This is a genomic window from Thermanaerothrix solaris (assembly GCF_032334255.1).
In the GTDB taxonomy this organism is placed as follows: Bacteria; Chloroflexota; Anaerolineae; order Anaerolineales; family Anaerolineaceae; genus Thermanaerothrix; species Thermanaerothrix solaris.
On sequence record NZ_JAUHMF010000001.1, the window covers coordinates 155,728 to 182,232 of the forward strand.

The following is a 26,505-nucleotide window of genomic DNA, read 5'->3' on the forward strand; positions in this document are numbered from 1 at the left end:
TGTCAATCGTTGTAATATATCGTATTATAGTAACGGTAAATCAAATAATTACCGTTTTAGGAGGTGACCTATGTCCCAAAAAATTTTTGCAATTCGGCTTCCTGGCTGGCTTTGGGAAGAAGTCCAGCGCCGGGCTGAAACCGAATTCCTAACGCCTTCGGCGGTCATTCGCCGGGAACTTTCAAAGTCGTTTCAAAAAAGCAAAGAGAAAACCAAAGAAAACGCAAGCGGGGCTAAGGTGGAACATGGCAAAACCAATTGACAAAACAAAACCCGCCGTTAGTGGCGGCGGGCATGGAACGCGGGGCAGCGTTCGCTTCCTTGATTATACACTTATGAACATTTTGCGTCAATTGCCCTCTGGCCAGCGGATCAGCATGAGCAACCTTGCCGCAGCGCGGGGCTGTACGGAGCGGGAACTTCGCGCAAGGATTGAAGCCCTACGCCGGGCAGGATACCCGATTTTATCAAGCACGGCGAAGGGGGGAAGCGGCTACTGGCTTGACCCTGCGCCGGAAGCGGTGAAGCAATGGAAAGCGCGAACCGTCCGCCGGGCGGTGAAGATTATCGGTTTGGCAAATGCGGTGCAATTAGAACTTTGGGAAGGCGACGATGAAAACAATCTCGATATCTGAACTTGTGACGTATTCCTTGCGCGGATGGCGCGTTTTTCCGGTGCATTCGGTGCAAAATGGGCGCTGTACCTGTGGCAACCCTAATTGTCAATCACCTGGCAAGCACCCGATCGGCGCGCTTGTCCCGCGTGGCTTCAAGGATGCCACCATTGATCTTGACCAAATCGCGGCCTGGTGGACGATGCAACCTGAAGCCAACGTGGGCATTGCGACCGGGCGCGAAAGTGGGCTGGTGGTGCTGGATGTTGACCCGCGTCATGACGGGGACGCAACCTTGCTTGACCTTGAAGCCAAATTCGGGCGGTTACCTGCCACCCTTGAAGTCTTGACCGGCGGCGGTGGGCGGCACTTGTACTTCAAATACCCGGCGGGTGTTCAATACCTAAAATCTTCCAACGGTGCGCTTGGTCCCGGTTTGGACATTCGCGCCGACGGCGGTTTTGTGGTTGCGCCGCCGGCAACTCACATAAGTGGGAATGCCTACCTTTGGGAGGCGTCCAGCGACCCGGAAAATGACGAACCCGCCGACCTGCCCGGATGGTTGCTGAACCTGCTTACCGCCGGGCAAAGCACGCCGAACGGACACAAGCCACAGGGGCAGCAGGCACAGGGCGGAAAGGTGTTACAAGGGCAACGGAACACCTGGCTGACCAGTGAGGCCGGGCGGATGCGCCGGGCGGGGATGGATGAACCCGCGATTTTGGCAGCATTGAGGGTACTTAATCAGGCACAGTGCCAGCCGCCGCTGGATGATGCCGAAGTCACCCGGATTGCTCAATCGGTATGCCGCTATCAGCCAGGCTATGCCTTGACCGATGCCGGCAATGGTGAATTTTTTGCCGACCGATACGAAAAACAAATCTGCTACCGGCATGATACCCGCCGCTGGTATGTCTTTCGTTCGCCGGTGTGGGTGACAGATGACGATGGTGCGGTTGAGCGTTTGGCGCTGGAAGCCATCCGTGAGCGGCAGGCACAGGCGTTTGGCATTCAAGATGCCGACTTGCGGAAGAAAACGATGACGTTTTTACTGAATTCAGAAAACGGCTACCGCCTGCGTTCGATGCTGGAGATTGCCAAGAGCCGCCCGAACCTGGCCAAAAGCGGCAGGGAATTTGATCAAAAACCTTTACTGCTGGCCGTAAAAAATGGCGTGATTGACCTGGAAACGGGGGACTTTCGGGAAGGTCAGCCGGAGGATTACCTGACCCAATGCGCCGGGACGCATTACGACCCGCAAGCCAAAGCGCCGCGTTGGGAGCAGTTTTTGATGGAAGTCTTCCTGGATGACCAGGAAATGATTACCTTCATCCAACGGGCGGTTGGTTATACCCTAACCGGCCTTACCCGTGAACAGGTGTTTTTCTTCTGTCACGGGGCGCGGGGGCTGAACGGGAAATCTACGTTGCTTGATACCCTGCGCGCCTTGTTGGGTGACTATGCCAAAAGCACAAGTTTTTCAACCTTTACCACTGACCCGAACAAAGGCGGCCACCAGGAAAGCCTGATGGCGTTGGAGGGCGCGCGGCTGGTGGTTGCTGTAGAAACTTCAACGGTTGGCACACTGAATGAGGCGGTTTTGAAACTGGTTACCGGTCAAGACCCGGTAACGGGATCGCGAAAGCACGAACACGAGAGAACCTATATGCCGCAGTTTAAATTGTGGCTGGCGGCGAACGACCTGCCAAAGGTGCGGGACGTTTCACCTGCGTTCTGGCGGCGGGTGGTGCTGATCCCATTCCTTGCGCGCTTTGAGGGACAAAATCAAGACAAGAACCTGAGGGCAAAACTTCAAGCCGAACTGCCCGGTATCCTGAATTGGGCATTGGAAGGCTGTCTGGCTTACCAGCGGGAAGGACTGAACCCGCCGCCGCAGTGCGTTCAAGCCGCCGAAGCCTGGCGCGCGGACAGCGACCCACTGGCCGATTTTCTGGCGACCTGTAAACTCGACCCGCGACTTGAGACAAAGGCAAGCGACCTATTCGCCGCCTATGAGCAGCACTGCCGTTTGAACGGCGTCCCGCAGGCGGTGAAGTCCATTCAGTTATTCTCAAAACTCATGGTGGCACATGGTTTTGAACGCGAAGTGAGAAAGAACGGAAAGTTTTTCAAAGGGATCGGAGTATAACGGTTACGAGAGGTGACGAGAAAAGGCCACTTTTCAAGTTTTCTTTCTTAAGTGACCACTTAAGGGGGAAAAATCAAAAAACGCCATTTTCTCGTCACCCTTCGTCACCAAGTCAAGATCGGAGGTTAGGAATGACCACACTACGCGGCAAATACAAACAAATCTTTGAGCAAGCCTGCGAAACTGGCTACATCGTTGCGCGGGAAGGCACGCCTTTGCCGGTTTTGAACGCTTTTTACCAATATTGCAAGGCAAACCGGATGCCCTACTTGCGGGTTACGGCGCGGCGGAAATATGCTCGTATCCACTTTGACACCTTTCCGGCCGGCAGGTATTTTTCCGATGCCGAACAGGAGGCTTTGCGGGCCATTGGGTGCAGGTATCTGAAGCACGGCAAGTTTTATATGTTTGGCCGGGATGGGATCACGCTGCCCGCTGTGCCGCTGGCGGATGTTCCAGCGGTGGCTGATGAACTCTTACGGCTGGTAAGGGAGCGAACAAATGGCCGGTGACTACTGCCCACCTTTGATATTGCTGCCTGCGATTGAGCTAGACCGGCGTCAAGTTGAGCGTCTTCATCCGCTGTATCGAGCATTTTATCGGCTAGATGCCGTTGACCAGAGCGTTATCCTTGACCAGGTGCGGCGGCTTCAGGCGGCTGTACCTGGCCTGAGCGAAGGCGATTGCCTTGAACTTCTGGCGAAAATTGGGCCGTATACGGAGGTGACCCGTCCAAAAACGGCTGACGACCAAAACGTGCTATAATGGGTATAGAACACCCGTTCTGAACAATTTTTCTATATTTGGAGGGCTAAAATGGCTACTTTTGACTTTAGCACTTTGCAAGGCATTCCTGAGCAGGTGGGCAACCTGCTGTTCGGCGTGTATCCGACATACACGGAGATTGAGTTGAACTCGGCCTTGACCCGTGAAGGCAAAAACCAGGCGCATGACCAATTGATTGGCAAAGTCATCGCCGAACTCGACCGGCTTCAGCAAGTAGCGGAAAGTGAGGCCGAGCGCATTCAGAAGCAGGCCGAGAAAATTCTGAACGGCGCACAACCCGACCCGCAAACTGCCGTTCTGAACGAACTCAAGGCACAACGGGCTTGGGGGCGCATTCGGCGCAAACTGGACGCTTTCTCTGAGCCTTCCTCTCTCTTGCGTGGTATCGAAGACTTGATTGACCAGACCGCGCGAAACGGTGACCGCTTCACCCTTGCGCTGTTGCGCGAGGAACTGCCCGATTACCTGGCTGCCCGTCGTGTGAATGCGCCGCAAGTCTTCGATTGGCTTGACCAGGCCGAAGTACCGTTGTTGACGCCTGAGCAGAGAGAGGCGCGTAAGGCCCTTGCTGTCCTTGAGGAGAATTACCCCCGTGTCCAGGCGGCGATTGACATGGGCCGTCGGGCGGCACAAATGAAGTCCTTCAAGGTTGCTGCCCTGCCTGGCTGGGACGACCAGACCCTGCACTTGAACTGGTAACGGCGGAGCGGCGGATGGCTGACCGCCTGATGCCGCTCCACCCATAAGGTGACGCAATGAACCTTTGGAACTTGCCAATCGAGCAGGCACTTGAGGCCATGCCGCCAGAGCAAAGACAGTGGTTTGAGCAATACCGAGAGGCCCCCCACCTGGCGGACGCTTCGGACGCCGAGATTTTCATGATGATTTTCGTCATCGGCTATCTGCGCATGGTGCTTGATGGGAAAATACCCTTTTCTCATGAGGCCCTGCGGGACGTTTTAAACTTTGGCGGATGAGACACAATGCGTCAAAAGGCGACGATTACGGCTAAACAAAGACGCTTGATTGAGGCCTTACTTGCTGGCCAGTCGGTGACGGCCGCTACCAGGCAGTTAGGGATAAACCGCGCCACATTCTACCGCTGGGCGAAGCAGGACGCTTTTAAGGCTGCCCTTGCGGATGCGGAAGCCGAACTGCTTGCAAACGCCATGCGGAGGCTGCTCAGTATGCAGAGTGGCGCACTCGATGCGTTATCCGACCTGGTCAGCGACCGCCGCCTGCCAGGCGCACGGCTTGCGGCTGCTAAAACGGTACTGGATGCCGTCTTGCGTTTTCGGAATGCGGTTGAACTTGAAGCCCGCCTGGCGGAACTTGAACGCAAGGTTGAGGCTGCGCAGGCCGAGATGCCGCCTTCGGACTAGGTTTAGGAAAACGTCAGTTTTTTAGTTTAGTGGCCATGTCTGCCATACTGAGCAGCCAAAGCCTGAGATTTGCCCGTAGCCAGGAAAGCCCGTTCTTTGGCAAACCACTGCAAGCAGAACGGGCTTTCTAGGCTTTATGTAGGGAAAATTCAGGCTGTTTTATCCTTTCCTGGTCAAATTTTCTACAGGGCTAAACCGCTGATGGGCTTGCTGTAAGTCGTTTTCGTTCTGTGCAAGATACCGGCGCAAGACGGTTAGATCACTGTGTCCCATGAGCCGCTGAAGGGTGAACACGTCGCACCCCGATCGTAGCATATTCAGGGCAAAAGCCCGGCGAAAATCATGCGCACTGGGTGGGTTGGTGATACCGGCTTGTTTGGCACGCAAGCGTAAGGTTTTATCCAGCCCGTAGCGGGTAAGGCGTTCGCCTTTCTCGTTGACCCACAGGGCAGGATGATCATCTTCACGGCTTTTGAGGTAAGCGGTGATGGCGCGGCGGGTATTCCTGCCAAAGTAGACCATGCGGGATTTATTCCCTTTGCCTTTGCGGATCAGGACGCCGCCGGTGGCAAAGTCCACATCGGCAAGGTCAATGGCAAGGGCTTCGCTGGCGCGTGTTCCGGTATCCAGCAAGAAAAGCAGAAGGGCTTTATCCCGTAAATCGGTAAAGCGGTTGCCCTTGCATGCGTCAATCATCCGCTGAACGTCATCCAGGCTGACACCTTCGATAATCTCTTTTGGCACTTTAGGCGGTTTGACCTTGCGGATGGGGGCGCGGTAAGTATCTTCGCCTAATTCAGACTCAAGCCAAAACATGAAGGCCCGCAAAGTGCGATAATGTGCGTGGCGACCGCTGGGATTGTGGCCGTTCTGTTCCAGCCACAAAAGATAAGCCCGGATGGTATCCGGTGCGACCTGGTCAATTTGGGTGATTGCCTGGCTATCGCAAAACTGAATAAATCGCCTGAGGCAGTTTCGATAAAACTGGATGGTATTGGGAGATAGTCCGCTGGATTGCCTATCTATGATGAAGGCTTCAACGGCGGTGCTGAGGTGATCCAAACCGAAGGTAAAAACATGATTGCGGGTAATGTGCCGTATTTTTGAAGAAGACATAAGCCACCCTCCAAAATGCCGTATCTGTGTGGGTGGCTATTCGTTGTACCGCCATATTTGCGGAAGAGTGGTTGCTTGACCAGTTGACGTGATCCTAAGTCACGCCTGTCTGCCAATTCCAGCACTTCCCCTAGCAGGCGGAATTATAAGCAGAACTATCCTTAACGTCAATGACCGTGGGATGAAGGATCCCTCCTGGACAAATAAGCATGGGACGGTTTGATTACAGCCGTTTGTTTAATAATGCCAACCAATATAGGCTATAATTTGGGCAATTAAATCCTGTATCCGCATAGGAGGACCTTTGAGCCGCGTTATCCAAACCGAGGGCGTAGGAAAGCAACGCCAGACATTGATGAGAGCGTTGGCGTTAGCCGTGCGCGAATTGATGCACAGAGGGGTGATTGATGCCCAAACGCGCGATCTGGTTGCCTTTCTCGTACTTGCGCTAGAAGATATTACCCAAAATATCGATGATACCGTAAAAGCGTGGGAAAAACGGGGGTACTGGTTAAAGGCGGATCGTTTTAGACTCGATTGGGAATGGACTCAAACAATAAGCCAGAACTTAAGGAAGGCTATCACCGAGGAGGATTGGGACTTGGTTGCTCAATTGGTCGGAGATATTGCAGGAAAAGTGTCTCATGTCGAAGTTCCCGCGCGACATCGTTTGGGGACTCCCTGGAGTGGTGCCTGGGAAAAACTAAAATTGAAGTCATTTACAAAAGAAAGGGAATGAGAAGAAAAAAGAGCGCCTTTCAGGGCGCTCTTTCAATGTCAGGGGGCTTTAACTCAGTTATTAGAAACCATGCTGGGAATACCGCTATGCTTCGGCACCGGTGGTGGAAAGATGGCTTCAAATTCTTCTCGGGAGAGCGTTTCAACCTCTAACAAGCGCTGAGCCACAGCATCCAGTTTGTCGCGATATTGAATCAGCAACTGGCGTGCCTTTTGATAGGCTTCATTGACAAGGCGACGAACTTCGCGGTCAATCTGTTCGGCCACGGCTTCAGAGTAATCTCGTTGTTCAGCAATTTCACGCCCAAGGAAGATCAATTCTTCTTTCTGGCCGTAAACCATTGGCCCGAGTTCTTCGCTCATGCCTAAGCGAGTAACCATAGTTCGTGCCAGTTGGGTAACGCGTTCCAGATCGTTGCCGGCACCTGATGTGATGTCGTCAAAGACTAATTCCTCAGCAGCACGTCCTCCCAGTAGCCCTACCATCTCAGCAATAAGTTTCTTGCGCGGCATGAGGGTGCGATCCTCCTGGGGTAACGAGAGGGTATAACCTGCAGCCATACCGCGCGCGATAATCGAGACCTTTTGCACTGGGTCGGCCTCGGGAAGGGCGTTCATCACTACAGCGTGCCCGGCTTCATGATAGGCAATAATGCGTTTTTCTTCCTGGCTAATCAGGCGGCTCTTGCGCTCTGGCCCGGCGATAACGCGTTCAATCGCTTCCTCAAACTCGGCCATGGAAATGCTTTTGCGGTTGCGACGCGCGGCGAGGATGGCGGCTTCGTTAACGAGATTTTCGAGATCAGCACCGACAAAACCAGGGGTGGCGCGTGCCAGTATGGAAAGATCTACATCGCTATCTAAGGGTTTCCCTTTCACATGGACGCGTAATATTGCTTCGCGTCCTCGGACATCGGGACGATCCAGAACGACCCGGCGATCAAAACGCCCTGGGCGTAGCAGAGCGGGATCCAGGATATCTGGACGGTTTGTGGCGGCCATGATAATAATGTTTGTGTCGGTGTCAAAGCCATCCATTTCGACCAGCAATTGGTTCAAAGTCTGCTCCCGTTCATCATGACTACCGCCCAGTCCGGCACCACGCTGACGTCCAACCGCGTCTATTTCGTCTACGAAAACAATGCAGGGCGAGTGTCGCTTGGCCTGGTCAAAGAGGTCGCGTACCCGGCTGGCACCAACACCTACGAACATTTCCACAAACTCAGAACCGGAAATTGAGAAGAAAGGTACACCGGCTTCTCCCGAAACGGCTTTTGCCAGCAATGTTTTTCCCGTGCCTGGGGGACCAACCAGAAGCACACCCTTGGGGATACGCGCACCCAGAGCGATAAATTTTTGCGGCTCGCGCAGGAATTCCACGACTTCTCTGAGTTCTTCTTTGGCTTCGTCTACGCCAGCCACATCGGCAAAGGTTACCGTCGGATGGTCCCCGGTGAACATTCGCGCCCGCGATTTTCCAAATGACATGGCTGCGTTGTTAGTGCCTTGGGCTTGGCGAAAGATAAAGAAGAACGCCCCGATGAGAATGAGGAAAGGCAATATGTACCCCAAGGCTGTAATTACACCTAACCAGGGGCTTGGGGGTTTGATGATGATGCTAATATTGTTCGGATGAAGTTGCTCTTGGGTCACACCCAAATTGAGCAATTGCTCAACCAGGGTGGCATCAGCTTCCTTCGTAGAGATTGCTTCTGTCAGGTCCTTGTATACAACGCGCAGACGATTTTCATTCTCTTCGATTTTACTGACGCGCCCTTGTTTGATATCTTCAGCCAGTTGATTGATTGAAACCTCTGACGTACTTCCCCGCTGGCTGAAATTGTAGACCACCATGACAATGATGGCTACGAACAGCAGCAGGTAGATGATGTAAGATTGGTTGCGTGAATTCACACTGACCTCCGTCAGTTATTAACCTGTAAATTTTCTCCTTGCTTTCTCTAGGGAGGAATTATACCAATCTAAACACCAAGATACCAGGATAAATAAAAACTGCTTGGTGGCTCGTACAGCCTTCTTAATCCTTTCCTCGTTTGACAGCCCAATTTGGCGTGGATATACTCAAAATATCCTCAGAATAAGGAGGAAGAGATGTCCGATCAAGAGGCAAAATCAAACACAGCTGCGGCAGAGGGTATTGTTAATATTGTTTCTGGTGCCGTCATGGATCCAGTAACCTCGGAAGAAAATCCGATCGGCTCTGTGGCTTCAGAGGCTGCTAATTCTAATCCGCCTGCAACGCCAGCACCTCATTCCTCGCTCGGGGAATCGTCAACCGCTGAGGAATCTGAAAGGCAAGCAGCATTTCCACATATTTTTAGCCAACGGGTAGAGAAAGTGCGACTCAAAATCAAAACCGAACTCAACAATGCCGGAAAAGCAATGGCTTATCTCAATTTGTTAGAACAGGCCCAAAATCTGGTTAGCCAGGGAAGTTCCTACTATGAAGAAGCGGAACGTCTTTTAAGCGAAGTGGAGTATCATTTAGCCTTTCGTGAGCGGATGGCCAGAGCCTCGCGAAGGGTTGGAATACCTCTGTTTTTCTATGAGGTGATTTGGTTCATTATTCTTATCTGGATACTGATCCAGATCAACACAGTACCTACTTATGAAATAATTCGCAATTCTAGCCCGATCACTGAAGTTAACCTGGTTCATTTGTTGAGCAGTCTAATTTGGGGAGGGCTAGGTGGGGTGGTTGGAGCCCTCTATGCGTTGTGGAAGCATATCGCGAAAGAGCAGGATTTTGATCCTCAATACGCATTGTGGTATCTCACCAATCCGGTACTGGGGGTAATGTTAGGTGGATTTATCTTTCTGGTCATTCAGGCCGGCTTTTTCTCGCTTACTGCGGGGGTTGAACCCGGTTTAAATATTCGTTCGGCCTTTGTGATCTACGTTCTAGCGTGGATATCTGGCTTTAAGCAGAATGTGGTCTACGAGATTGTGCGCCGCATTTTGGATGTGTTTCGCGTTGAAACATCCCCTACGTCTTCTGGAGCCAGTGCTGAGACTGGGACAGAGCGTTAGTCCGAAGGGCTCATGCGCACTTGATCAATGGTGTTTCCGATTTGACGAATGTGTGTTTGGTCATGGGTTGCGACAAAGCCCATGAGCTCTTGCAGGGAGGTGTGACCAAAGATAGCGTGACGGGCTGTCCGTTGCCAATCGTTTGGTGTTAGGGGCTCTAATTGGTTAAGAATGAGCATTCGTGTAGCCATAAAGGAACGGAGAGCCTCGGTGCCATCCTGAGCGTGGTAGTTGCGTGCTTCCGCCCAATTGTCGGTGTCTATTCCGGCGATAAAAGGATTGTCACTGGATAAAATGGCCGATAGGCGGGGTAAATTGACTTCGGCATCTACATCCCGTAGATGACAAATAATTTCATTCACTGCCCATTCCTGCGGGGCAGGACGAACCATCCAGAGGACAGGGGGTAAGTCACGGGTCAGGTTTTCTATAGCGGCTGGTGTGACAGCCAGAACGGCTAGAATTGCGGCAGGTGTTTTTAACTCGATACCACCAGTATTGTTTTCAATCGTGCTTAACCAAGCCCCAACCCCAGAAAGGGGGCCTTGGGAACTTAGAGGATGCCTTTGGTCGGTAGGGGACTGAAAGGTCTCGTTGACCCAGTAGGTAGGTAAACCAAGAGCCTCTGCAGGGAGGATGTCTTCATCTAAACTGTTGCCGATCATTACCGCAGGATCCTCGGGCCAGCGTAATGTCGCTAGTATCTCGGCTAGAAAGGCGGGATGGGGCTTGCAGAAGTGAAACGTTTCATAATCTGGTATCAACGTAAAGGGATAGGTGTCGGGTGGTAGGTTTGCCCATCGTAACCTTTCTAAAATTGCAACCCGAGGGAATAGGGGATTGGTTGCAATAACTACCCGATGACCATGAGATAAAGCCGTTTGAATTAAGTCAATGGCTTCGAGGCGTGGTTGAGTGTAACAACTTAGAGTTGGAAAAATTTGTATATAGAATTCATCTATAAGTGGTTGTAATAAAGAAGGGGAAACCCCAAGGGCGGGATAGAAATGGGCATCGAAGGTCTCTTTTAATGTGCCCTGCGGGGTTTTCTTTTTATACATGGCACGGGTTGCGGATAAGAGTTGAGATATCAATTTCTCTGGCGGAACATATGACTTGAGATGTTCAGCCAGAGCCTTCAAGTAAATCTCTTGAAATAAATTGGCATTGTTAATTAGTAAGGTATCATCAAGGTCAATCAATATGGTTAGAGTCATCGGTGGCGCTCAAGAAAGATGGAGGTAAGGGGTGGCACTCGCCGCAACCAATTTCGGGTTGAGCAACCCCATGTTGAACTTTCTGACAGAAGGCAGTTACCTTAACATGTTTTCGCAACCCCAGCCACTGACGCTCTACGCGTGCCTGAAGAATAAGATAGGGGCAAGCATTTGCCTGAACGATTCGAGGAACAGGACACGTAGAGCATAAAGCAGGAGTCCAATGATTAGGTGGACGAGCCGGACCGATAAGGCGACATTCTTCCTGGGTTCGACCTCGAAAATAGTTCCCATAAAAGAATGGGCATTCGGTTCCGGCTGGGGTGCGCATGAGAATCACATGGTTGGGCAATAACACTTGGTTTAGGCTTGGACGCGCGTTACATACTCCCCGGTTCGGGTATCCACGCGGATGATATCACCGACTTCAACAAATGCCGGAACCTGGATCTGCATTCCAGTTTCAACGGTCACGGTTTTGGTCACACCTGTGGCCGTATCTCCCTTGACGGCAACCTCGGCCTGGACGACTTCAAGATCTACGGTAGTAGGAAGTTCAATGTCTAAAGGTTCATTATTGTAGAAAGTTAATTTCACTTCCAGATTTTCTTTTAGAAAGCCAGCCGATTCGCCCAGAATCTCGGCGCGGATAGGGTATTGCTCGAAAGTTTCGGTGTCCATAAAATAGTACGTGTCCCCATCATTGTATAGGTATTGCGCCGTATGATAATCCAGGCGAATATCCTGCACCCGTTCGCCGGACACAAAGGTTTTCTCTATGGTAGCCCCAGAGCGGAGGTTACGTGCCTTAATGCGGATAATGGCATTTCCTCGCCCGGGTTTATGATGATGATATTCCAGCACCTTATACAGATTGCCATCAAGTTCAAAGGTTACGCCTTTCCGGAGATCACTAACGTCAATCATGATAAAAACTCCTTCTTTGCCTGTTAGAGTTGCAGGGCGGATTATAGCGCATGGGTTACGGCTTGGCAAGTCAAACTCTGACGCGTGGCAAAAAATTCCCCCTCAATATTGAGGGGGATACGCTTGTGATTTTAACCTATTTTGGGCTCAATAAGCCCGTATGTGCCATCCCTTCTGCGATAAAGGACGTTGATAGCATTGGTGTTGGCATTATAAAACACAAAGAAGTTCTCGTGTCCCAAGAGTTTCATCTGTTCAATGGCTTCCATTTCGTCCATAGGAGCCAACGTAAACGTTTTGCGACGAGCAATGATCGGCATTTCCTCTTCTTCAGTCTCTTGTGCCTCGGCGGGTGATACTACTGCGGCTACTGCTGAGGCGGGTGTACCATCTCCGCGTCCACGATAGTGCTTTCCTTTATAGCGGGAGATTTGGCGTTGCATTTTATCAATAGCCTCATCGATGGCAGCAAAAAGATCATCAGAACGTTCTTCAACCCGCAGGATGAATCCCGGGCCGCGTAAAGTGATTTGAGCAACCTGACGATCTGCGGCATTGCGAGCCGATTTGACATAAGCCAGATCCACGCGCGTTTCTTCAGCTTCATTAATCAAACGCTCGAGTTTGGAAACCTTTTTATGAACATACTCTTTAATACGGTCGTTCAAGTCCAAATTGCGGGTAAATATTTCAATATTCATGCTCATAAGTCGTCCTCCAAAGTTTTTGCGCCCGCAGTATTTTCGGGGCCTAATTCAAGTATATCTTAAAGTTGGTCATCTGAATGCGATAAGGCTCGTGCTAAAGTAAGGCCATAAACAGAATGGGCACCCGCGTTGAGCAAGGCTTCGGCACATGCGCTCATTGTTGCGCCAGTGGTGACAACATCGTCAACCAATAGAATGCTGCGACCGGATACAAATCGGGGATGGGCGAAGAAGGCATTTTTGACGTTCTCCTGGCGTTCATTTGCGGAACGCCCTACTTGAGAGGGCGTTTCGCGGTTTTTAATAAGTGCGTGTGAAATTAAGGGTTTATGAATAGCCAGTGCTAATGGGAAGGCCAGAATTTCAGCCTGGTTATAGCCACGCTGACGTCGGCGATTGGGGCTGAGGGGCACGGGAATTATGAGATCAATATTCCAATTTTGTGCCGCGAGTACCTGAATCAATGCTGGAGCAAAGTAATCACCTAGGGCTAAGTTGCGATGGTATTTTAGCCCATGGATCGCTTTACGTAATGGCCCCTGATATATCGCCCATGAGCGGATTGGGGGAATTGGCACTGAGGTCTCCTGACATGCAGGGCATAACGTATCTGAAAGCGGATCAGTGGGAAAATAAGGGATACCGCACCGAGAACAAATCTGATTAAGATCAATGGATTTAATTTGTTCGCGGCAGTTTGGACAAAGACGATATCCTGCGGTACCGCACCCCACACACACGGGTGGGAAAACCCAATCTATTACGCTCCAAAACGCGTGGGATAGGGTAAAAGTTATAGGAAACGATAGGCTTTCTATTCTCAAAATTGATTCGTTTAGCGGAAGATGCCAGCCAAAGCGGAATGCATTAAACGCAGAGCCGCTGGGGTAAGCAGCACGATCATTAGTGACGGAAAGATTAATAGAGCCATTGGAATAAGCATTTTCAATGGGGCTTTGTGTGCTTCTTCCTCTGCGCGTTGTCGGCGTCGGATTCGCATTTGCTCGGACTGAATGCGTAGAACTTTTGCCAGACTTACACCTAACATTTCACTTTGTATCACGGCGGCAACGAACGAAGTCATCTCGGGAATTCCGATACGCTCAGCCATGGTACGCAGAGCTTCTCGGCGTGTTTTTCCTAATTGAATTTCCTGAATGGCGCGGGCAAACGCTAGTGAGAGTTCGCTTTGCCATTTTTCGCTTACTTTTTGCATAGCAGCATCGAATCCTAATCCGGCTTCTACACAGATAGTCAAGAGGTCTAATGCGTCAGGCATAGCTTTGCGAATCTCACGTTGCCGGCGAGAGATACGGCTGGAGAGCAGCATGATAGGGAAAACAAAACCCAATAGGGCAAAGACAAAAGAGAAAAGGAGAGCAGTTCCAAGCGGTTGGCGGTTGGGTCCGAGGGTGAAGAGAAGAAATATCAAACCGCCGAACACAACGGCAAGCAGCCCTTGTGATACTAGGATGAGACCACCATCCCAAAAGCCGGTAACGCCAGCCAATTCTAGACGCTTATTGTAATTTTGAATAATATTAGCGGGCGTAAAGCGAGATGCAAACTCGCCTAATTTTCGCGCAAGAGGGAAGATAACGCGTTCTGTGAAAGGTTGAGAGAGTTCTAGTTTGCGTAAATCTACTGGTTCTCCGGTGCGGCTGAACTCTTCGAGGCGGGCCTGGAGAGCGCGTTCGCTGGCTAATTCGGGGTTGCGTAACCCAATGACCGTTAAGATGATGACACCAACGATAATAAACACAAACAGAGCAATTACCAAACCCATACCTCACCTCCGAGATCGATTACACCTCGATGTTCCCTAATTTGTTCATTACGAAATAACCTGTAACGATCAGAAAAAGGGCTACTCCAAGTGCGATCAATCCACAAGGGAAATTTTCGGCTTTAAAGAATTCCATAATATAAGGGCGATTTATCAAATAAAGAACGGCGATCAGAATAATGGGTAGCAATGCAAGAAATCGCCCCGAATACATTACCTGAGTGGTTAAAACTCGGATCTCACCTTTTATGCGAACACGTTCGCGAATAGTGAATGAAATAGAGTCTAAGATTTCGGCTAGATTACCTCCAACTTCTCGCTGAACGTTCATGGCTGTGATGACTAGATCTAAATCGTCGCTAGGAATGCGTTGAAGCAGGTTATTCAATGCGCGATCCATCGGAACGCCTAACTGAATCTCTTGGACGACACGTCGAAACTCGTCTGAAATAGGGCTGGGCATTTCACGACTAACTGACTCCATGGCTTGAAGGGTGGAAAAACCTGCGCGTAAACCATTTACCATGAGATTTAACATATCCGGAAGTTGTTCGTTGAATTTGATCAGTCGCTTACGCTGTTGTGTCTTAACATAGAACCGAGGAATCTGACTACCAATTATGGTGCCAAGAATCGCCATAACAATCGAGCGATCACCGATATTCCAGAAAATTAACCCCACAAGAGCAGTGCAGACTATGATGATCAGGATATATTCCCCCGATTTAAGTTTGAGATCTGCGCGAGCCAGTTCGCGTGAAAGACGGTCTCCATAGGATGTGCGTTCAACTTGGCGATTTAGCCAATCAACCAAAGGGCGTGCTCTTTCTTTCTCGCTCAGAGGTTGGACGCGTTGAAGTTCCACATAACGCCCTAAGCGCTGCTCAACCAGTGCACGTTCACTGGTGATTGAAACGACAATTCCTATGAGCAAGAGGAGAAATGCTAGCCCTCCCCCGATCATCAAAACTACAAGTGGCTCGATCATAGTTCCTTATCCTAAAACCGAATGATCATTTCTACCGGCGCCTTTCCATCATTCCAAAAATCGAGGGTGGCAGGTGGATCCCGGCAGATTCAATCTTTTCCATAAACTTTGGACGTAAGCCGGTTGGGCGTAAACGTCCTATAACTTTGCCGTTTTCGTAACCGGTTTGCTCAAAGACAAAGAGATCAGTCATGGTGATCACTTCGCCTTCCATACCCGTAATTTCGGAGATGCTTACCACTTTGCGTGTACCATCACGCATGCGTTCTTGATGGATAACCAAATCAATTGCTGACGCAATTTGCTCACGAATAGCTCGACTGGGGAGATCCATACCGGCCATCATGGTCATCGTTTCAATGCGCGCCAAGGTATCACGTGGGCTGTTGGAGTGACAGGTGGTCATAGAGCCATCATGACCGGTGTTCATTGCTTGCAACATATCCAAGGCGGCTTCATCGCGAATTTCACCTACGATAATGCGATCAGGTCGCATACGGAGAGCGTTAATCACCAATTGCCGGATGGTGATCTCACCACGTCCTTCGATATTGGGCGGTCTCGACTCAAGAGTAACAACATGCTCCTGGCGCAATTGCAATTCGGCTGCGTTCTCAATGGTGATAATCCGTTCATCGGGGGGAATAAAGCCAGAGAGAACATTGAGTAGAGTGGTTTTACCGGAACCGGTACCTCCTGAGATCACGATATTAATTCGCGCTTTGACACATGCATCTAAAAATTGGATCGCCTCGGGAGTTATAGAGCCGAATTGAATAAGTTGATCAACGGTGATAGGATTGCGGGCAAACTTGCGGATGGTTATAACTGGCCCAACCAGAGAGATGGGGGGAATAACGATGTTGACGCGCGAGCCATCGGGAAGGCGGGCATCTACGTAGGGTGAGGATTCATCCACCCGCCGCCCGAGTGGTGCAACGATACGTTCAATAATGCGCATCACATGATCGTTATCCTCAAAAGAAAGTGGAACACGCTGGATCTTCCCACGTCGCTCAACATAGATGTTACGCGCCCCGTTTACCATGATTTCTGTAATAGTATCATCCTCAAGGAGGGGTTGAAGCGGGCCAAATCCCAATATCTCCGCAACAATCTGTTCGTACATTCTAGCGCGCTCTGGGCGTGAGAGGACAATATTTTCTTCATTCAGAATTTGTTCGAATAATTCCTGAATTGTCCGCCGCACCTCAGCGACTTTGGTAACGTCCATAGAAGGATCAAGCGTGGAGAGAAGTTTAGCCTGAACCCGGCTTTTTAAGTCTTGATAGGTATCGGTTCCCGTGGGTTGTACGGGAGTAGGGACTCGTTTGACAGGGGTAGAGGGGGAACGTAACATCCCCGCTCCACCATCTTGGTGATTATTGGGCGTTGAGACTTCACCAGATAAACGCTTTAATAGAGACATGGCTTATACTCCCCATTTTTTACCAACAGTTTCACGCTCTTGGGATGTCTCGTGCTGTGCAATTTTGCGTGGAATGAGCTCGGCTAAACTTAGGATGGCTTTTGAGAGAGCACTTGACCGGTCTTCTAATATGAAGGGTCGTCCTTTCAGGATGGATTGAATAACGGTACGTTCATCAAGGGGGATGACAACCTCTACGGGGTGTTTGAGGCTGTTATTAATTCTTTCGGCGTCGAGATTGATCCGTTTGTCGTATCGGTTGAGAATTAGGATAATGCGGTCTCGCTGAATGTTTGAAGCGTCCGCTAAAGTGAGGAACAGACTAACGTTCTTAAGTGAGGGCAATTCTTGAGTCGTAACCAGCACGATGTAATCAGCGGTATCTAGAATTGCCTGGGTTGTGTCGCTAAGGTAGGAGGATGTATCTACTATCACAAAGCGATAAAGGGTGGTCAAGAATTGAAGCAGTGTGGCAAATTGCTCTCCATTTACCTGGAGGGCCATTTCTGGTTTGGAAGGGGCCACCAAAATAGGGAGCTTGGTCTCACGATGGGTAACAACAACGCCTTCAACGACCTCAGCATCTAGTTCATTGGCGCGAATGGCTAGATCTACGACGCTGTTCTTGCCCCGCTCATTAAGAATAACGGCAATATCTCCAAATTGAAGGTCTCCATCTACTAATATGGACTTATGGCCTTGAATCTGCAAGGCAATTGCGAGGTTCGTCGCAAGGATCGTTTTACCGGTCCCTCCTTTTGGTCCGTAGATGGCGATGATTTTCCCCTTTGAAGTACCGCCAAGCCCACTGCTACTTGTTCCACTTTCTGTTCCGGTTAAGATAGTGCTACGTTTTTCTTCCAGCGCCATGGCCCCGGCGCGTTTTACCGCCGCTATTAACTCGTCAATATCTGGTGGTTTAGAGAGGAAATCGCGCGCACCGGCCAGCATGGCGCGCCGCATATATCCGGGGTCATTTTGCACCGAGAGAATCACAACTTGGGTATATGGAACTTTTCGGCGAATGGCTTCTGTGGCTGTAATGCCGTCCATGTCTGGCATGTTGATGTCCATAATCACTACATCGGGGCGGCTTTCATGAATCAACTCGATAGCTTCTTGACCATTTCTAGCCACTCCGACGATTTCGACACTGGGTTCGAGCTGAAGCGCGCGCCGAATCGTTTCCCTTGTTTCTAGGATGTCGTCAACGATAACAACCTTGATCTTATCAGTGCTTGCCATGAATGCTCCTAATAGAGCGCCAATTTAGAGTCGCTTTATGGCATTGGCGTGGGTGTGGCCTGGCTTTGCAATTGAGGAAATTCTAAGTGGTCCACCCGTGGTTCAACCGCGTAAGGCAATTTGGCCGGCAGGGGGATATTTTTCTGGTCCATCAGATATTGAAGGGTTACTGCATCGGTGACAATCGGCTTGGTGTCGGTTGGGTTGCGGAGGGCCAGATTGATCTTGATCCCTTCTAACATCATAAAATTCAAAATCACAGCATCCTCGGGGCTGACGACGAGAGTCACAACACTGGGAGTTGTTGTGGTAGTTGTCGTTGAAGTGGTTTCTCCAGGTTGAGGGGTTGGAGCAGGTTGCTGGGCGACGCTTGAGGTCTCTTGAGAAAACATTCCCATCCTTAGCACAACAGCATCTTGAATTATGGTTTGGCAGACTAAGCGGGGGCGCTGTGGTTCAGATGGAACGGCATAGAGTGGTTGATTAAGGGTGGGATCAAATTCGGCGCGTCCTTGGTCGGTTAAAGTAGAACTGTCTAGGAAGCCAGGGGTTAACGACTCGGGTTCATTAACCAACCCCGGCTTAATGACCTGAGGAAGCTTGTTGGGGAGTTTAGATTGAAATTGTTGATCCACATCTACTAGCAACATACACCCAATGACCATAACGTGGTCGCCGGGTTGAAGGGCGTAAGAAACGGATGTGAGGCTTGAGATGGGTACGGATAGTGCAACGTATTCTTTGGGAATATCAAACGAGACCACTGAGCCGGCGCCGGGTTCCAAGAGGACACCTGGGGTAAGGGGGATGCCTCGTTCTAAGTCATATTTAGCGCGTTTACCATAAACGGATTGAAGATCGGTGATGAAAGTGCCGGCAACAAGTTTATCACGTGGATAAGGGATTGTCGTTACTGCGCCTTCGACGATCTCTGATCCTCGGGCAATGAATTGTGTGGTCACAACAATATCTACAAGGTCTTGGGGGGCTTGAGTAGGTAAGGGTTGAGCCTGCCCCGGCAAGCCACCTTGCATTTGAAGCCACAGGTATGCGGCTCCGACCAATAAAAGAAGGATGAGTGCCACTACAATAATTAAGAGACCACCTCGCCTACTTCGACCGGCCATCTTTTATAACCTCCCAATTCTTGAAAAGTGAGGGGCTGAGAAGATACCAATGATGCATAGATAACATTATTATAAGGCAAAATGAGTAGAAAAGTATCTCTTCAAAATTGTTAGTTTATTGTCGTTATTCACGAAATAGACCCTGCCAAGCAGGGTCTATTTCGTGTTCGTGCAATGAGCGGCGGTGTATTTAGATGCTCTGCATAATTCGGCTGAAGACGTTGCCGATGGCGGGGCCGAGGAGGGCAAGGACGACAATAACAACGACTGCAACCAGAACAAGGATCAATGCATATTCGACCAGACCCTGGCCCTTCTCTTTAGGTGCAAACAACATCGCGATTCACCTCCTTTCGGTTTATGAATGGTCTTGACTATATTATATAAGTTTGCTCCCTAAAAACAATGGGGTTGACATTACAGAATGCTTACAAAATTGTCTCCAGAATATATCCCTCTATAGGTCCGCCCAGTTGTTTTTCTTGTGCCTGTTATTATGTAGAGATCCTTCTGAAACTTGTTGGTTTTTAGATGCTCTGCATAATTCGGCTGAAGACGTTGCCGATGGCGGGGCCGAGGAGAGCGAGGACGACAATAACAACGACTGCAACCAGAACAAGGATCAATGCATATTCGACCAGACCCTAGCCCTTCTCTTTAGGTGCAAACAACATCGCGATTCACCTCCTTTCGCGAAAAGTGGGGATAAGAACATGTTGATATTATAAATAAGGTCACCTGTAATGCAAATTTTTAGAGCATAATTATGAAAAGTTCAATTTGCTTTATTAAAAGCAATTGTCTCTCTCACCTTTTAGACCTATAATCAAAATGATGATGAAGTCCCATGAGTAACACCAAGGGAAAGGAGACAAGATGAGCGATATTTATGATCGCGTTAAGGGCGATCAAAACATTTTCAACCAATTGTTGAGCCGTGTTCCGGGTTTTTCCGGTTATGTGGAACGGGCTCAACGCAGAGTGGCTGATAAGATGCTGCGCGAAGCCCTTGCAAACCGCTTCGAAGCGCTGTGGCAACGGGTTTCTGCTGTTCAGCGGGCGTTGTTAGGGGAGGGCGAATTGGAACTGGTGGACGATATTGAGCAGGCCTCATTGAAACTTCGCCAATTCATTGATCGGCTCAAAACAGCGGCCTATGGCTATACCGGGTTCTTTGATGCGGTGCGCATTCGCCCCGAGGACTTGGAACGGGTATACGCCTATGATTTGGCGTTGGTGAACTTGGAGGACGAAGTCGCGCGTGCACTTGATCATGTCGAGGCTTCCATTGGCGGCGAGGGAATGGGGGCGGCCGTGCGTCATCTTATCTCCGTGGCACAATCGTGTCTGGATGCTTTTGAGAAACGGACCGAAGTTTTGATGGGGATTTCCCCTGCAACAGCGGAATCCACCCAGTAGGTTCGTCCAATTGCTTAAAAGAACGTAAGAAGGAGAAATCAGATGGCAAGAATATTTGATGTCGTTGAATATCCCAGCGAAATGGTAGACGAAATCGTGCATCGCTTTCCAGAAGAAGGAGTGGCCGATCTGCGCATAGGATCACAGGTCATTGTGCGCGAATCGCAACGCGCAGTGTTCTTCCGTGATGGACGGGCTTTGGATTCCTTCGGTCCGGGGCGGCATACGATAACCACCGCTAACATCCCTTTGCTAATTGATTTCCTGGGGAAGGCGTTTAATAACCGCACCCCGTTTACCGCTGAGGTCTATTTTGTCTCCATGCGTGAATTTGTGGATCGAAAGTGGGGCACACCCCAACCGATTCTGGTGCGCAATCCAGGTATGGGGTTGGGGGTGGCGCTTCTCCAGGGGTTTGGTACCTACTCATTCCAGGTAAGAGATGCCCAGCAGTTTGTAACCCAAGTCGTAGGGGCACAAAAAGTTTATCGCATGTCCGATATTGAGGATCGTTTGCGTGCGATCCTTCTCTCTAAATTGCAGGATTTGCTGGGTGAAACTGCGGCTAAACGTCCAGTTACCGATCTAATCGGGTTAACCGAGGAGATTGGTGCTGGCGTTAGGGCCAAGGCTCAAGATGATTTTTCTGCCCTGGGTCTAACCCTCAAGACATTTTATATTGCTAATCTGAAACCCTCTGAAAAGTCGGCCGAAGAATTACGAGCAATGGGGGTATTGGACCTGCAAACTTACACGCAATTACAAGCCGCAGATGCCCTGCGGGATGCCGCACAAAATCCAAGCGGTGGCGCGGGGTTAACAGCCGGGATTGGAGCCGGTGTGGGTTTGGGTAATGTGATTTCACAATCCCTTCAGGGCGCCGGAAAAAGCAGTGGAGAGGGAGAGAAGGCTACCGGGATCCCCGAAGTGATGACCCCGGCAGAGGCGGCAACGATCCTGCGCGTCTCGGAAGAGGATGTTTTGGCTGCGATTCAATCGGGAGAACTAAAAGCGAAAAAGATCGGTAATGCCTATCGGATCAGCCGCCAAGCCTTGGAAGATTTTCTCAAAGGGTGATTGGTTGCCTTCTGAGTTTATAAGACCTAGCCCGGCGATGCAGTCTTTTGCCGGGCTAATTAGCATTTAGGAAAGATGAGGATATAATGGTCTCGTCAATTCATGCTTAATGGGGTCAATGGATCTATGAATCTACACGAGTATCAATCCAAGCAAATCTTTGCACGCTTTGGCATTCCTATTCCCAAGGGTAAAGTCGCGCTGAACTCAACTGAGGCCAAGCACATTGCTGAAGAATTGGGTGGAAAGGTAGTCATTAAATCCCAGGTATTGGTGGGAGGACGAGGCAAAGCAGGTGGAATTCGGTTGGCACGATCCCCTGAAGAAGCGGAGGAACTGGCAACGCTGATTTTGGGGATGGAGATCAAGGGTTTACCAGTGCGCAAAGTATTGGTTGATGAGGCGGTAAGTATCGAACGTGAACTTTATCTAGGAATCACGAACGACCGAACACGGCGATGCCCGGTCATGATGGCTTCGGCGGAGGGAGGGGTGGACATCGAAGAAATTGCCCGCCGTTCTCCAGAAAAAATAATTAAGGTGCACATTGACCCTTTAATCGGATTACGCGATTACCAATCTCGCGACATTGCCGTAGCCATGGATCTACCACGGGAGTATTGGAAGACCTTTAGCGGAATTGCGGAAGGTTTATGGCGAGTGTATACCGCTCATGATGCAACCCTGGTGGAAATCAATCCTCTGGTCATTACTGCAGATAAGCGCATGTTAGCCTTAGATGGGAAGATGAGCATTGATGATAATGCGCTTTTCCGCCATCCCGACTTGGCTGAGATGCGTGACCCTGATGTAGAGGCGCCGGCAGAAGTTGAAGCCCGTAAATACGGCCTTTCTTATATCAAACTCGAAGGAGAGATTGGGTGCATGGTCAATGGTGCCGGCCTAGCCATGGCAACCATGGATATTATCAAACTACATGGGGGAGAGCCGGCCAATTTTTTGGATATAGGCGGAGGGGCCGGTGCGGATAAAGTGGCAGCGGCATTGCGGATTATCCTTTCAGATCCAAAGGTTAAGGTAGTGCTTATCAATATATTCGGAGGAATTACCCGTTGCGACGAAGTAGCACGAGGTATCCTGAGTGCTTTATCAGAGGTCAAGCCAAGAGTCCCCATGGTGATACGTTTAGTCGGTACCAATGCAGAAGAAGGGCGCAGGATGCTTGCAGATGCCCGTATGATCACTGCGGAAACTTTGGTGGAAGCCGCCCAAAAAGCCGTAGCCGTTAGCAAAGGAGATTTGATCTATGAGCATCTTGATTAACCGAAAATCTCGGGTTTTGGTCCAAGGCATTACAGGGCATGAGGGGTCCTTTCATACTCAGCAAATGTTTTCTTATGGAACAAATGTGGTGGCAGGAGTTACGCCGGGTAAAGGTGGGGAGTGGGTGTTAGATGGCAAGATTCCCGTATTTGACTCGGTCAAAGTCGCCGTAGAGGCAACAGGAGCCGATGTGAGCGTGATCTTTGTACCGGCTCGCTTTGCGCCGGATGCCATTTTTGAGGCAGCCGATGCTGGGATCGGCCTTATTTTCTGTATTACCGAGGGTATTCCAATCCAAGATATGATGCGTGTAACACGCTATTTGGAGCAAAAACAGGTGCGTTTGATTGGACCGAATTGCCCTGGTGCACTGACTCCGGGTGAATCCAAAGTGGGGATTATCCCCGGAAATATTGCATTACCGGGAAGCGTAGGGGTGGTTTCGCGTTCGGGTACATTGACCTACGAAGTGCTCTACGCTTTGAAAATGAAAGGTGTGGGGGTGAGCACGTGTGTGGGTATCGGCGGTGATCCTGTGCGTGGGACGGATTTTATTGATATTTTGTCATTGTTTGAAGCCGACCCTTACACGGAAGCGATAGTGTTAATTGGGGAAATTGGGGGCAACGATGAGGAACGCGCTGCGGAGTATATTGCCCGCCATGTTACTAAGCCTGTGATAGGGTTTGTTGCTGGTCGCACTGCCCCGCCCGGTAAGCGCATGGGACATGCAGGAGCGATTATCGAAGGAGGATCAGGTACAGCAGATCGAAAAATCGCTGCATTAGAGGCAGCGGGGGTACGTATTGCCCAACATCCCGAACAGGTGGCCGATTTGGTTGCGCCTTATTTAGGAAAATAATGTGATCTCTGAGATGAAGGATGCTAGGCACGGAAGAAATGATTCTGCTTCCGTGCCATTTTACTTATTGCTTTTTGTGAGTCTCGATATAACGCACGGCATCGGCCACGGTCTTGATTTGTCGTGCGTCTTCATCCGAGATGGCCAAATCGAACTTTTGGCTGAGACCATCAATTAGGAAGAATTGGTCCATAGAATCGGCTTTGAGGTCTTCGATGATGCGCGTCTCGGGGGTGATTTCGCTGGGATCAATTTTCAACACATCAGCGATCACCGCTTTGACCTCTTCAAATACATCGCTCATTGCAACCTCCCGGGTCTCTAAGGTTGCAGTAATTGTAATTCGGGATTAGAAGGTGTCAAGATAATTGTCCCTACCTCCTACCCCAATAAAAAGGGAGGGAGAACTTGGTCTGGATGTACAATCTTTGCCTAAGCAGGATGTGTTCCCTAACCCCTTTCCTTTGGTATACTCAAACACACACGCTCTGGTAGGTGAATATGCAGGGACATGATCCTGAATTACAGCCCCGAAAAACTGACCATATACGGATCAACCTTGAAAAGGACGTCCAATCGGGCTTGAACAATGGTTTGGATGCCTATACGTTTGAGCATATGGCCTTGCCCGAACTGGATTTTGAAACTATAGACTTAAGAAGCGAATTTTTTGGGAAACCTCTGGGGGCACCGCTCTTAATCTCTTCCATGACTGGAGGCACCTCCGAAGCCGAGGTGATCAATTTGCGCTTGGCTGAGGTAGCGGAACATTTTGGTTTGGCGATGGGTGTAGGCTCCCAAAGAACAGCGTTTCAGCATCCTGAGAGTGTCGAGACTTTCCGGGTTCGGCGTGTTGCGCCTTCCATTCTCTTGTTTGCCAATTTGGGTGCGGTGCAACTTAATTATGGTTTCACCTCCGAGGATTGCCGCAGAGCGGTTGAGATGATTGAGGCGGATGCCTTGATTTTGCACCTTAATCCGCTTCAGGAGGCACTCCAGCCGGAGGGCAATACGCGATTTAGCGGCCTGTTAAGAAAGATAGAGATCGTCTGTAAGGAAGTAGGGGTACCAGTGGTAGTGAAAGAGGTGGGATGGGGTATCTCTGGCCGGGTAGCTCGGCGCCTGGCTGATGTTGGTGTGGCGGCGATTGATGTTGCAGGGGCTGGGGGAACCTCGTGGTCGCAGGTTGAGATGTATCGCATGTCGGACGAGCGACGTGCACGGGTGGCAGCCTTGTTTCGTGATTGGGGCATACCCACAGCGCAGGCTTTGACCACGGTGCGCAATGTTGTGCCCGAACTTCCTTTGATCGCTTCAGGTGGCATTCGTCACGGACTCGATGTGGCAAAATGTATTGCATTAGGCGCTTCTCTGGTTGGCATGGCGGGCCCTTTCCTAAGGGCAGCAGCGCATTCCTTGGATGAGTTAATGGGCTTGGTGGAAGAAATTCTACTGGCATTACGTATCGCGATGTTTGGGGTTGGGGCGGGCACGATTTCAGCCCTTCGTTCTACACCTCTGATCAAAAAGGGGTTTTCATGATGAGCACATTTACGCCTTTCTTCTCACGCTATCGTCCCCAGTTAGAGGCTTTGTTACAAGAGATTCTGGATTATCCAATCCTAAAAGACTATCCTGGTATGGCGGCGATATTACGCTATCACATGGGATGGGAAGGAGAAGGTGCGGGTCAGGCGGCACAGGGAAAACGCCTTCGTCCCATGTTGTTGCTCCTGGTAACCGAGGCGGTGGGTGGGGATTGGGGAAAGGCTCTACCAGCGGCGGCAGCGGTTGAACTGCTACATAACTTTTCCCTCATCCATGATGATATTGAAGATCGAAGTCCCATGCGGCGTGGTCGCCCGACAGTTTGGGCCCGATGGGGTGAGGCGCAAGCCATCAATGCCGGTGATGCCATGTTTGCAGCCGCCTTCATGGCTTTATCCAGATTACAACAAACTCTGAGCCCAAACGCGTATTTTCGTTCCCAAGCCCTGTTTATTGAAACCTGCTTGCGACTAACCGGGGGGCAGCATCTTGATATTGCCTTTGAGCAGGATCGCGAAATCTCATTTGAACACTATTGGACTATGATTGCTGGAAAGACGGCGGCGTTAATCCAAACATGTGCCCATTTGGGCGCGCTCATTGGGGGTGCGGAAGAATCCGTGCAACACGCCTTTGCAAGTTATGGAAATGCTTTGGGCTTGTGTTTCCAGGTTGTGGATGATTGGCTGGGAATTTGGGGCAGTGCGGCACTGACCGGAAAGTCCACTGAGAGCGATCTGGTGAGCGGGAAAAAGACCCTTCCGGTTGTGTTGGGTTTGGCTCGCAATGGGCGCTTTGCTCAGCGCTGGCGAGAAGGACAAATTCAACCACATGAAGCCTCTGTACTGGCTCAATGGCTGATTGAAGAAGGTGTTCAACATCAAACGGAACTCGAAGCCGATAGACTCACTCGTGAGGCTTTGGAATGGCTGGAAAGAACCGAGTTAGAGAACGAGGTTATGGTTGCCCTAAGGGAGTTGACACATTCCTTGCTGAGTCGTCAGCAATAATACTTTTTAGATCGTAAAATGTAAGTTGAGGAGGAAAATTTAT

Annotated in this window: 29 protein-coding genes and 1 pseudogene; 16 read left to right on the plus strand and 14 right to left on the minus strand. The window is 50.2% G+C overall.

Annotation, left to right across the window (positions count from 1 at the left end; translation table 11 throughout):
• Positions 1–70 precede the first annotated feature (70 nt).
• From QYE77_RS00705 to QYE77_RS00740, 8 genes are all read left to right on the plus strand, one after another.
• Positions 71–262: a hypothetical protein gene (locus tag QYE77_RS00705; protein ID WP_315623283.1), complete on the plus strand. Its 192-nt coding sequence runs from the start codon at positions 71–73 to the stop codon at positions 260–262.
• Positions 246–635, plus strand: coding sequence for an HTH domain-containing protein (locus QYE77_RS00710; RefSeq protein ID WP_315623285.1), 390 nt, complete (start codon positions 246–248; stop codon positions 633–635). Before QYE77_RS00705 ends, QYE77_RS00710 begins: the two co-directional genes overlap by 17 nt.
• Positions 613–2,763, plus strand: coding sequence for a phage/plasmid primase, P4 family (locus QYE77_RS00715; RefSeq protein WP_315623287.1), 2,151 nt, complete (start codon positions 613–615; stop codon positions 2,761–2,763). The genes QYE77_RS00710 and QYE77_RS00715 overlap by 23 nt, the downstream gene beginning before the upstream one ends.
• A gap of 131 nt (positions 2,764–2,894) precedes the next feature.
• Positions 2,895–3,275, plus strand: coding sequence for a hypothetical protein (locus QYE77_RS00720; RefSeq protein WP_315623289.1), 381 nt, complete (start codon positions 2,895–2,897; stop codon positions 3,273–3,275).
• On the plus strand, positions 3,265–3,528 hold the full coding sequence (locus QYE77_RS00725) for a hypothetical protein (protein ID WP_315623291.1): 264 nt from the start codon (positions 3,265–3,267) through the stop codon (positions 3,526–3,528). The genes QYE77_RS00720 and QYE77_RS00725 overlap by 11 nt, the downstream gene beginning before the upstream one ends.
• A gap of 51 nt (positions 3,529–3,579) precedes the next feature.
• Complete coding sequence (locus QYE77_RS00730) at positions 3,580–4,248, plus strand: hypothetical protein (protein ID WP_315623293.1); 669 nt, start codon at positions 3,580–3,582, stop codon at positions 4,246–4,248.
• Between the two features lie 56 nt (positions 4,249–4,304).
• The gene (locus QYE77_RS00735; RefSeq protein WP_315623295.1) at positions 4,305–4,526 is read left to right on the plus strand and encodes a hypothetical protein; all 222 of its coding nucleotides are present in this window, start codon (positions 4,305–4,307) and stop codon (positions 4,524–4,526) included.
• A gap of 6 nt (positions 4,527–4,532) precedes the next feature.
• Positions 4,533–4,931: a phBC6A51 family helix-turn-helix protein gene (locus tag QYE77_RS00740; RefSeq protein WP_315623297.1), complete on the plus strand. Its 399-nt coding sequence runs from the start codon at positions 4,533–4,535 to the stop codon at positions 4,929–4,931.
• A 159-nt stretch (positions 4,932–5,090) separates the two neighbouring features.
• Here QYE77_RS00740 and QYE77_RS00745 read toward each other — a convergent pair whose 3' ends face one another.
• On the minus strand, positions 5,091–6,047 hold the full coding sequence (locus QYE77_RS00745; protein WP_315623299.1) for a tyrosine-type recombinase/integrase: 957 nt from the start codon (positions 6,045–6,047) through the stop codon (positions 5,091–5,093).
• A 304-nt stretch (positions 6,048–6,351) separates the two neighbouring features.
• Between QYE77_RS00745 and QYE77_RS00750 the strand changes: the two genes are divergently transcribed.
• Positions 6,352–6,786 (plus strand): hypothetical protein, encoded by a 435-nt coding sequence (locus QYE77_RS00750; RefSeq protein ID WP_315623301.1) that lies wholly within the window; start codon positions 6,352–6,354, stop codon positions 6,784–6,786.
• 53 nt (positions 6,787–6,839) lie between these two features.
• On the opposite strand, the gene ftsH is transcribed toward QYE77_RS00750, so the two are convergent.
• Positions 6,840–8,699 carry an ATP-dependent zinc metalloprotease FtsH gene (gene ftsH, locus QYE77_RS00755; protein WP_315623303.1) on the minus strand — a complete coding sequence of 620 codons (1,860 nt, stop codon included), beginning with the start codon at positions 8,697–8,699 and terminating at the stop codon, positions 6,840–6,842.
• A gap of 198 nt (positions 8,700–8,897) precedes the next feature.
• On the opposite strand from ftsH, the gene QYE77_RS00760 reads away from it, so the two are divergent.
• Positions 8,898–9,836 (plus strand): hypothetical protein, encoded by a 939-nt coding sequence (locus QYE77_RS00760; protein WP_315623304.1) that lies wholly within the window; start codon positions 8,898–8,900, stop codon positions 9,834–9,836.
• Here the strand turns inward: QYE77_RS00760 and QYE77_RS00765 are convergent.
• The 11 genes and pseudogenes from QYE77_RS00765 to QYE77_RS00810 form a co-directional block, all read right to left on the minus strand.
• The gene (locus QYE77_RS00765; RefSeq protein ID WP_315623306.1) at positions 9,833–11,053 is read right to left on the minus strand and encodes a DinB family protein; all 1,221 of its coding nucleotides are present in this window, start codon (positions 11,051–11,053) and stop codon (positions 9,833–9,835) included. The two genes, QYE77_RS00760 and QYE77_RS00765, sit on opposite strands and share 4 nt — an antisense overlap.
• 363 nt (positions 11,054–11,416) lie before the next feature.
• The gene (gene efp, locus QYE77_RS00770) at positions 11,417–11,980 is read right to left on the minus strand and encodes an elongation factor P (protein WP_315623308.1); all 564 of its coding nucleotides are present in this window, start codon (positions 11,978–11,980) and stop codon (positions 11,417–11,419) included.
• A 131-nt stretch (positions 11,981–12,111) separates the two neighbouring features.
• Positions 12,112–12,687, minus strand: coding sequence for a ribosome hibernation-promoting factor, HPF/YfiA family (hpf, locus tag QYE77_RS00775; RefSeq protein WP_315623310.1), 576 nt, complete (start codon positions 12,685–12,687; stop codon positions 12,112–12,114).
• Positions 12,688–12,746: 59 nt separating this feature from the next.
• The gene (locus tag QYE77_RS00780) at positions 12,747–13,265 is read right to left on the minus strand and encodes a ComF family protein (protein WP_315623312.1); all 519 of its coding nucleotides are present in this window, start codon (positions 13,263–13,265) and stop codon (positions 12,747–12,749) included.
• Between the two features lie 21 nt (positions 13,266–13,286).
• Positions 13,287–13,511: pseudogene (locus tag QYE77_RS15300) on the minus strand (double zinc ribbon domain-containing protein); the annotation flags it as partial.
• Between the two features lie 11 nt (positions 13,512–13,522).
• A complete protein-coding gene (locus tag QYE77_RS00785; RefSeq protein ID WP_315623314.1) occupies positions 13,523–14,473 on the minus strand; it encodes a type II secretion system F family protein in 951 nt (316 codons plus the stop codon).
• A gap of 19 nt (positions 14,474–14,492) precedes the next feature.
• Entirely contained in the window at positions 14,493–15,461 is a 969-nt protein-coding gene (locus tag QYE77_RS00790) for a type II secretion system F family protein (protein ID WP_315623316.1), read from the minus strand.
• A 31-nt stretch (positions 15,462–15,492) separates the two neighbouring features.
• A complete protein-coding gene (locus QYE77_RS00795) occupies positions 15,493–16,890 on the minus strand; it encodes a CpaF family protein (RefSeq protein WP_315623318.1) in 1,398 nt (465 codons plus the stop codon).
• A 3-nt stretch (positions 16,891–16,893) separates the two neighbouring features.
• A complete protein-coding gene (locus tag QYE77_RS00800) occupies positions 16,894–18,135 on the minus strand; it encodes a response regulator (protein ID WP_315623319.1) in 1,242 nt (413 codons plus the stop codon).
• Between the two features lie 35 nt (positions 18,136–18,170).
• A complete protein-coding gene (locus QYE77_RS00805) occupies positions 18,171–19,262 on the minus strand; it encodes an SAF domain-containing protein (protein WP_315623320.1) in 1,092 nt (363 codons plus the stop codon).
• Between the two features lie 190 nt (positions 19,263–19,452).
• On the minus strand, positions 19,453–19,599 hold the full coding sequence (locus tag QYE77_RS00810) for a Flp family type IVb pilin (RefSeq protein WP_299028289.1): 147 nt from the start codon (positions 19,597–19,599) through the stop codon (positions 19,453–19,455).
• A gap of 539 nt (positions 19,600–20,138) precedes the next feature.
• On the opposite strand from QYE77_RS00810, the gene QYE77_RS00815 reads away from it, so the two are divergent.
• From QYE77_RS00815 to sucD, 4 genes are all read left to right on the plus strand, one after another.
• Positions 20,139–20,681 (plus strand): hypothetical protein, encoded by a 543-nt coding sequence (locus QYE77_RS00815; protein ID WP_315623324.1) that lies wholly within the window; start codon positions 20,139–20,141, stop codon positions 20,679–20,681.
• A gap of 42 nt (positions 20,682–20,723) precedes the next feature.
• Positions 20,724–21,758, plus strand: a complete 1,035-nt coding sequence (locus tag QYE77_RS00820) for an SPFH domain-containing protein (RefSeq protein WP_315623326.1) — start codon at positions 20,724–20,726, stop codon at positions 21,756–21,758.
• Positions 21,759–21,884: 126 nt separating this feature from the next.
• Positions 21,885–23,042 (plus strand): ADP-forming succinate--CoA ligase subunit beta, encoded by a 1,158-nt coding sequence (sucC, locus tag QYE77_RS00825; protein WP_315623328.1) that lies wholly within the window; start codon positions 21,885–21,887, stop codon positions 23,040–23,042.
• A complete protein-coding gene (gene sucD, locus QYE77_RS00830) occupies positions 23,026–23,904 on the plus strand; it encodes a succinate--CoA ligase subunit alpha (protein ID WP_315623330.1) in 879 nt (292 codons plus the stop codon). Before sucC ends, sucD begins: the two co-directional genes overlap by 17 nt.
• 64 nt (positions 23,905–23,968) lie before the next feature.
• On the opposite strand, the gene acpP is transcribed toward sucD, so the two are convergent.
• Positions 23,969–24,208 (minus strand): acyl carrier protein, encoded by a 240-nt coding sequence (acpP, locus tag QYE77_RS00835; RefSeq protein ID WP_315623332.1) that lies wholly within the window; start codon positions 24,206–24,208, stop codon positions 23,969–23,971.
• A gap of 197 nt (positions 24,209–24,405) precedes the next feature.
• Between acpP and fni the strand changes: the two genes are divergently transcribed.
• Both fni and QYE77_RS00845 read left to right on the plus strand, forming a co-directional pair.
• Positions 24,406–25,446 carry a type 2 isopentenyl-diphosphate Delta-isomerase gene (gene fni / locus QYE77_RS00840; protein ID WP_315623333.1) on the plus strand — a complete coding sequence of 347 codons (1,041 nt, stop codon included), beginning with the start codon at positions 24,406–24,408 and terminating at the stop codon, positions 25,444–25,446.
• On the plus strand, positions 25,443–26,462 hold the full coding sequence (locus QYE77_RS00845) for a polyprenyl synthetase family protein (protein ID WP_315623334.1): 1,020 nt from the start codon (positions 25,443–25,445) through the stop codon (positions 26,460–26,462). Before fni ends, QYE77_RS00845 begins: the two co-directional genes overlap by 4 nt.
• Positions 26,463–26,505: the final 43 nt, after the last annotated feature.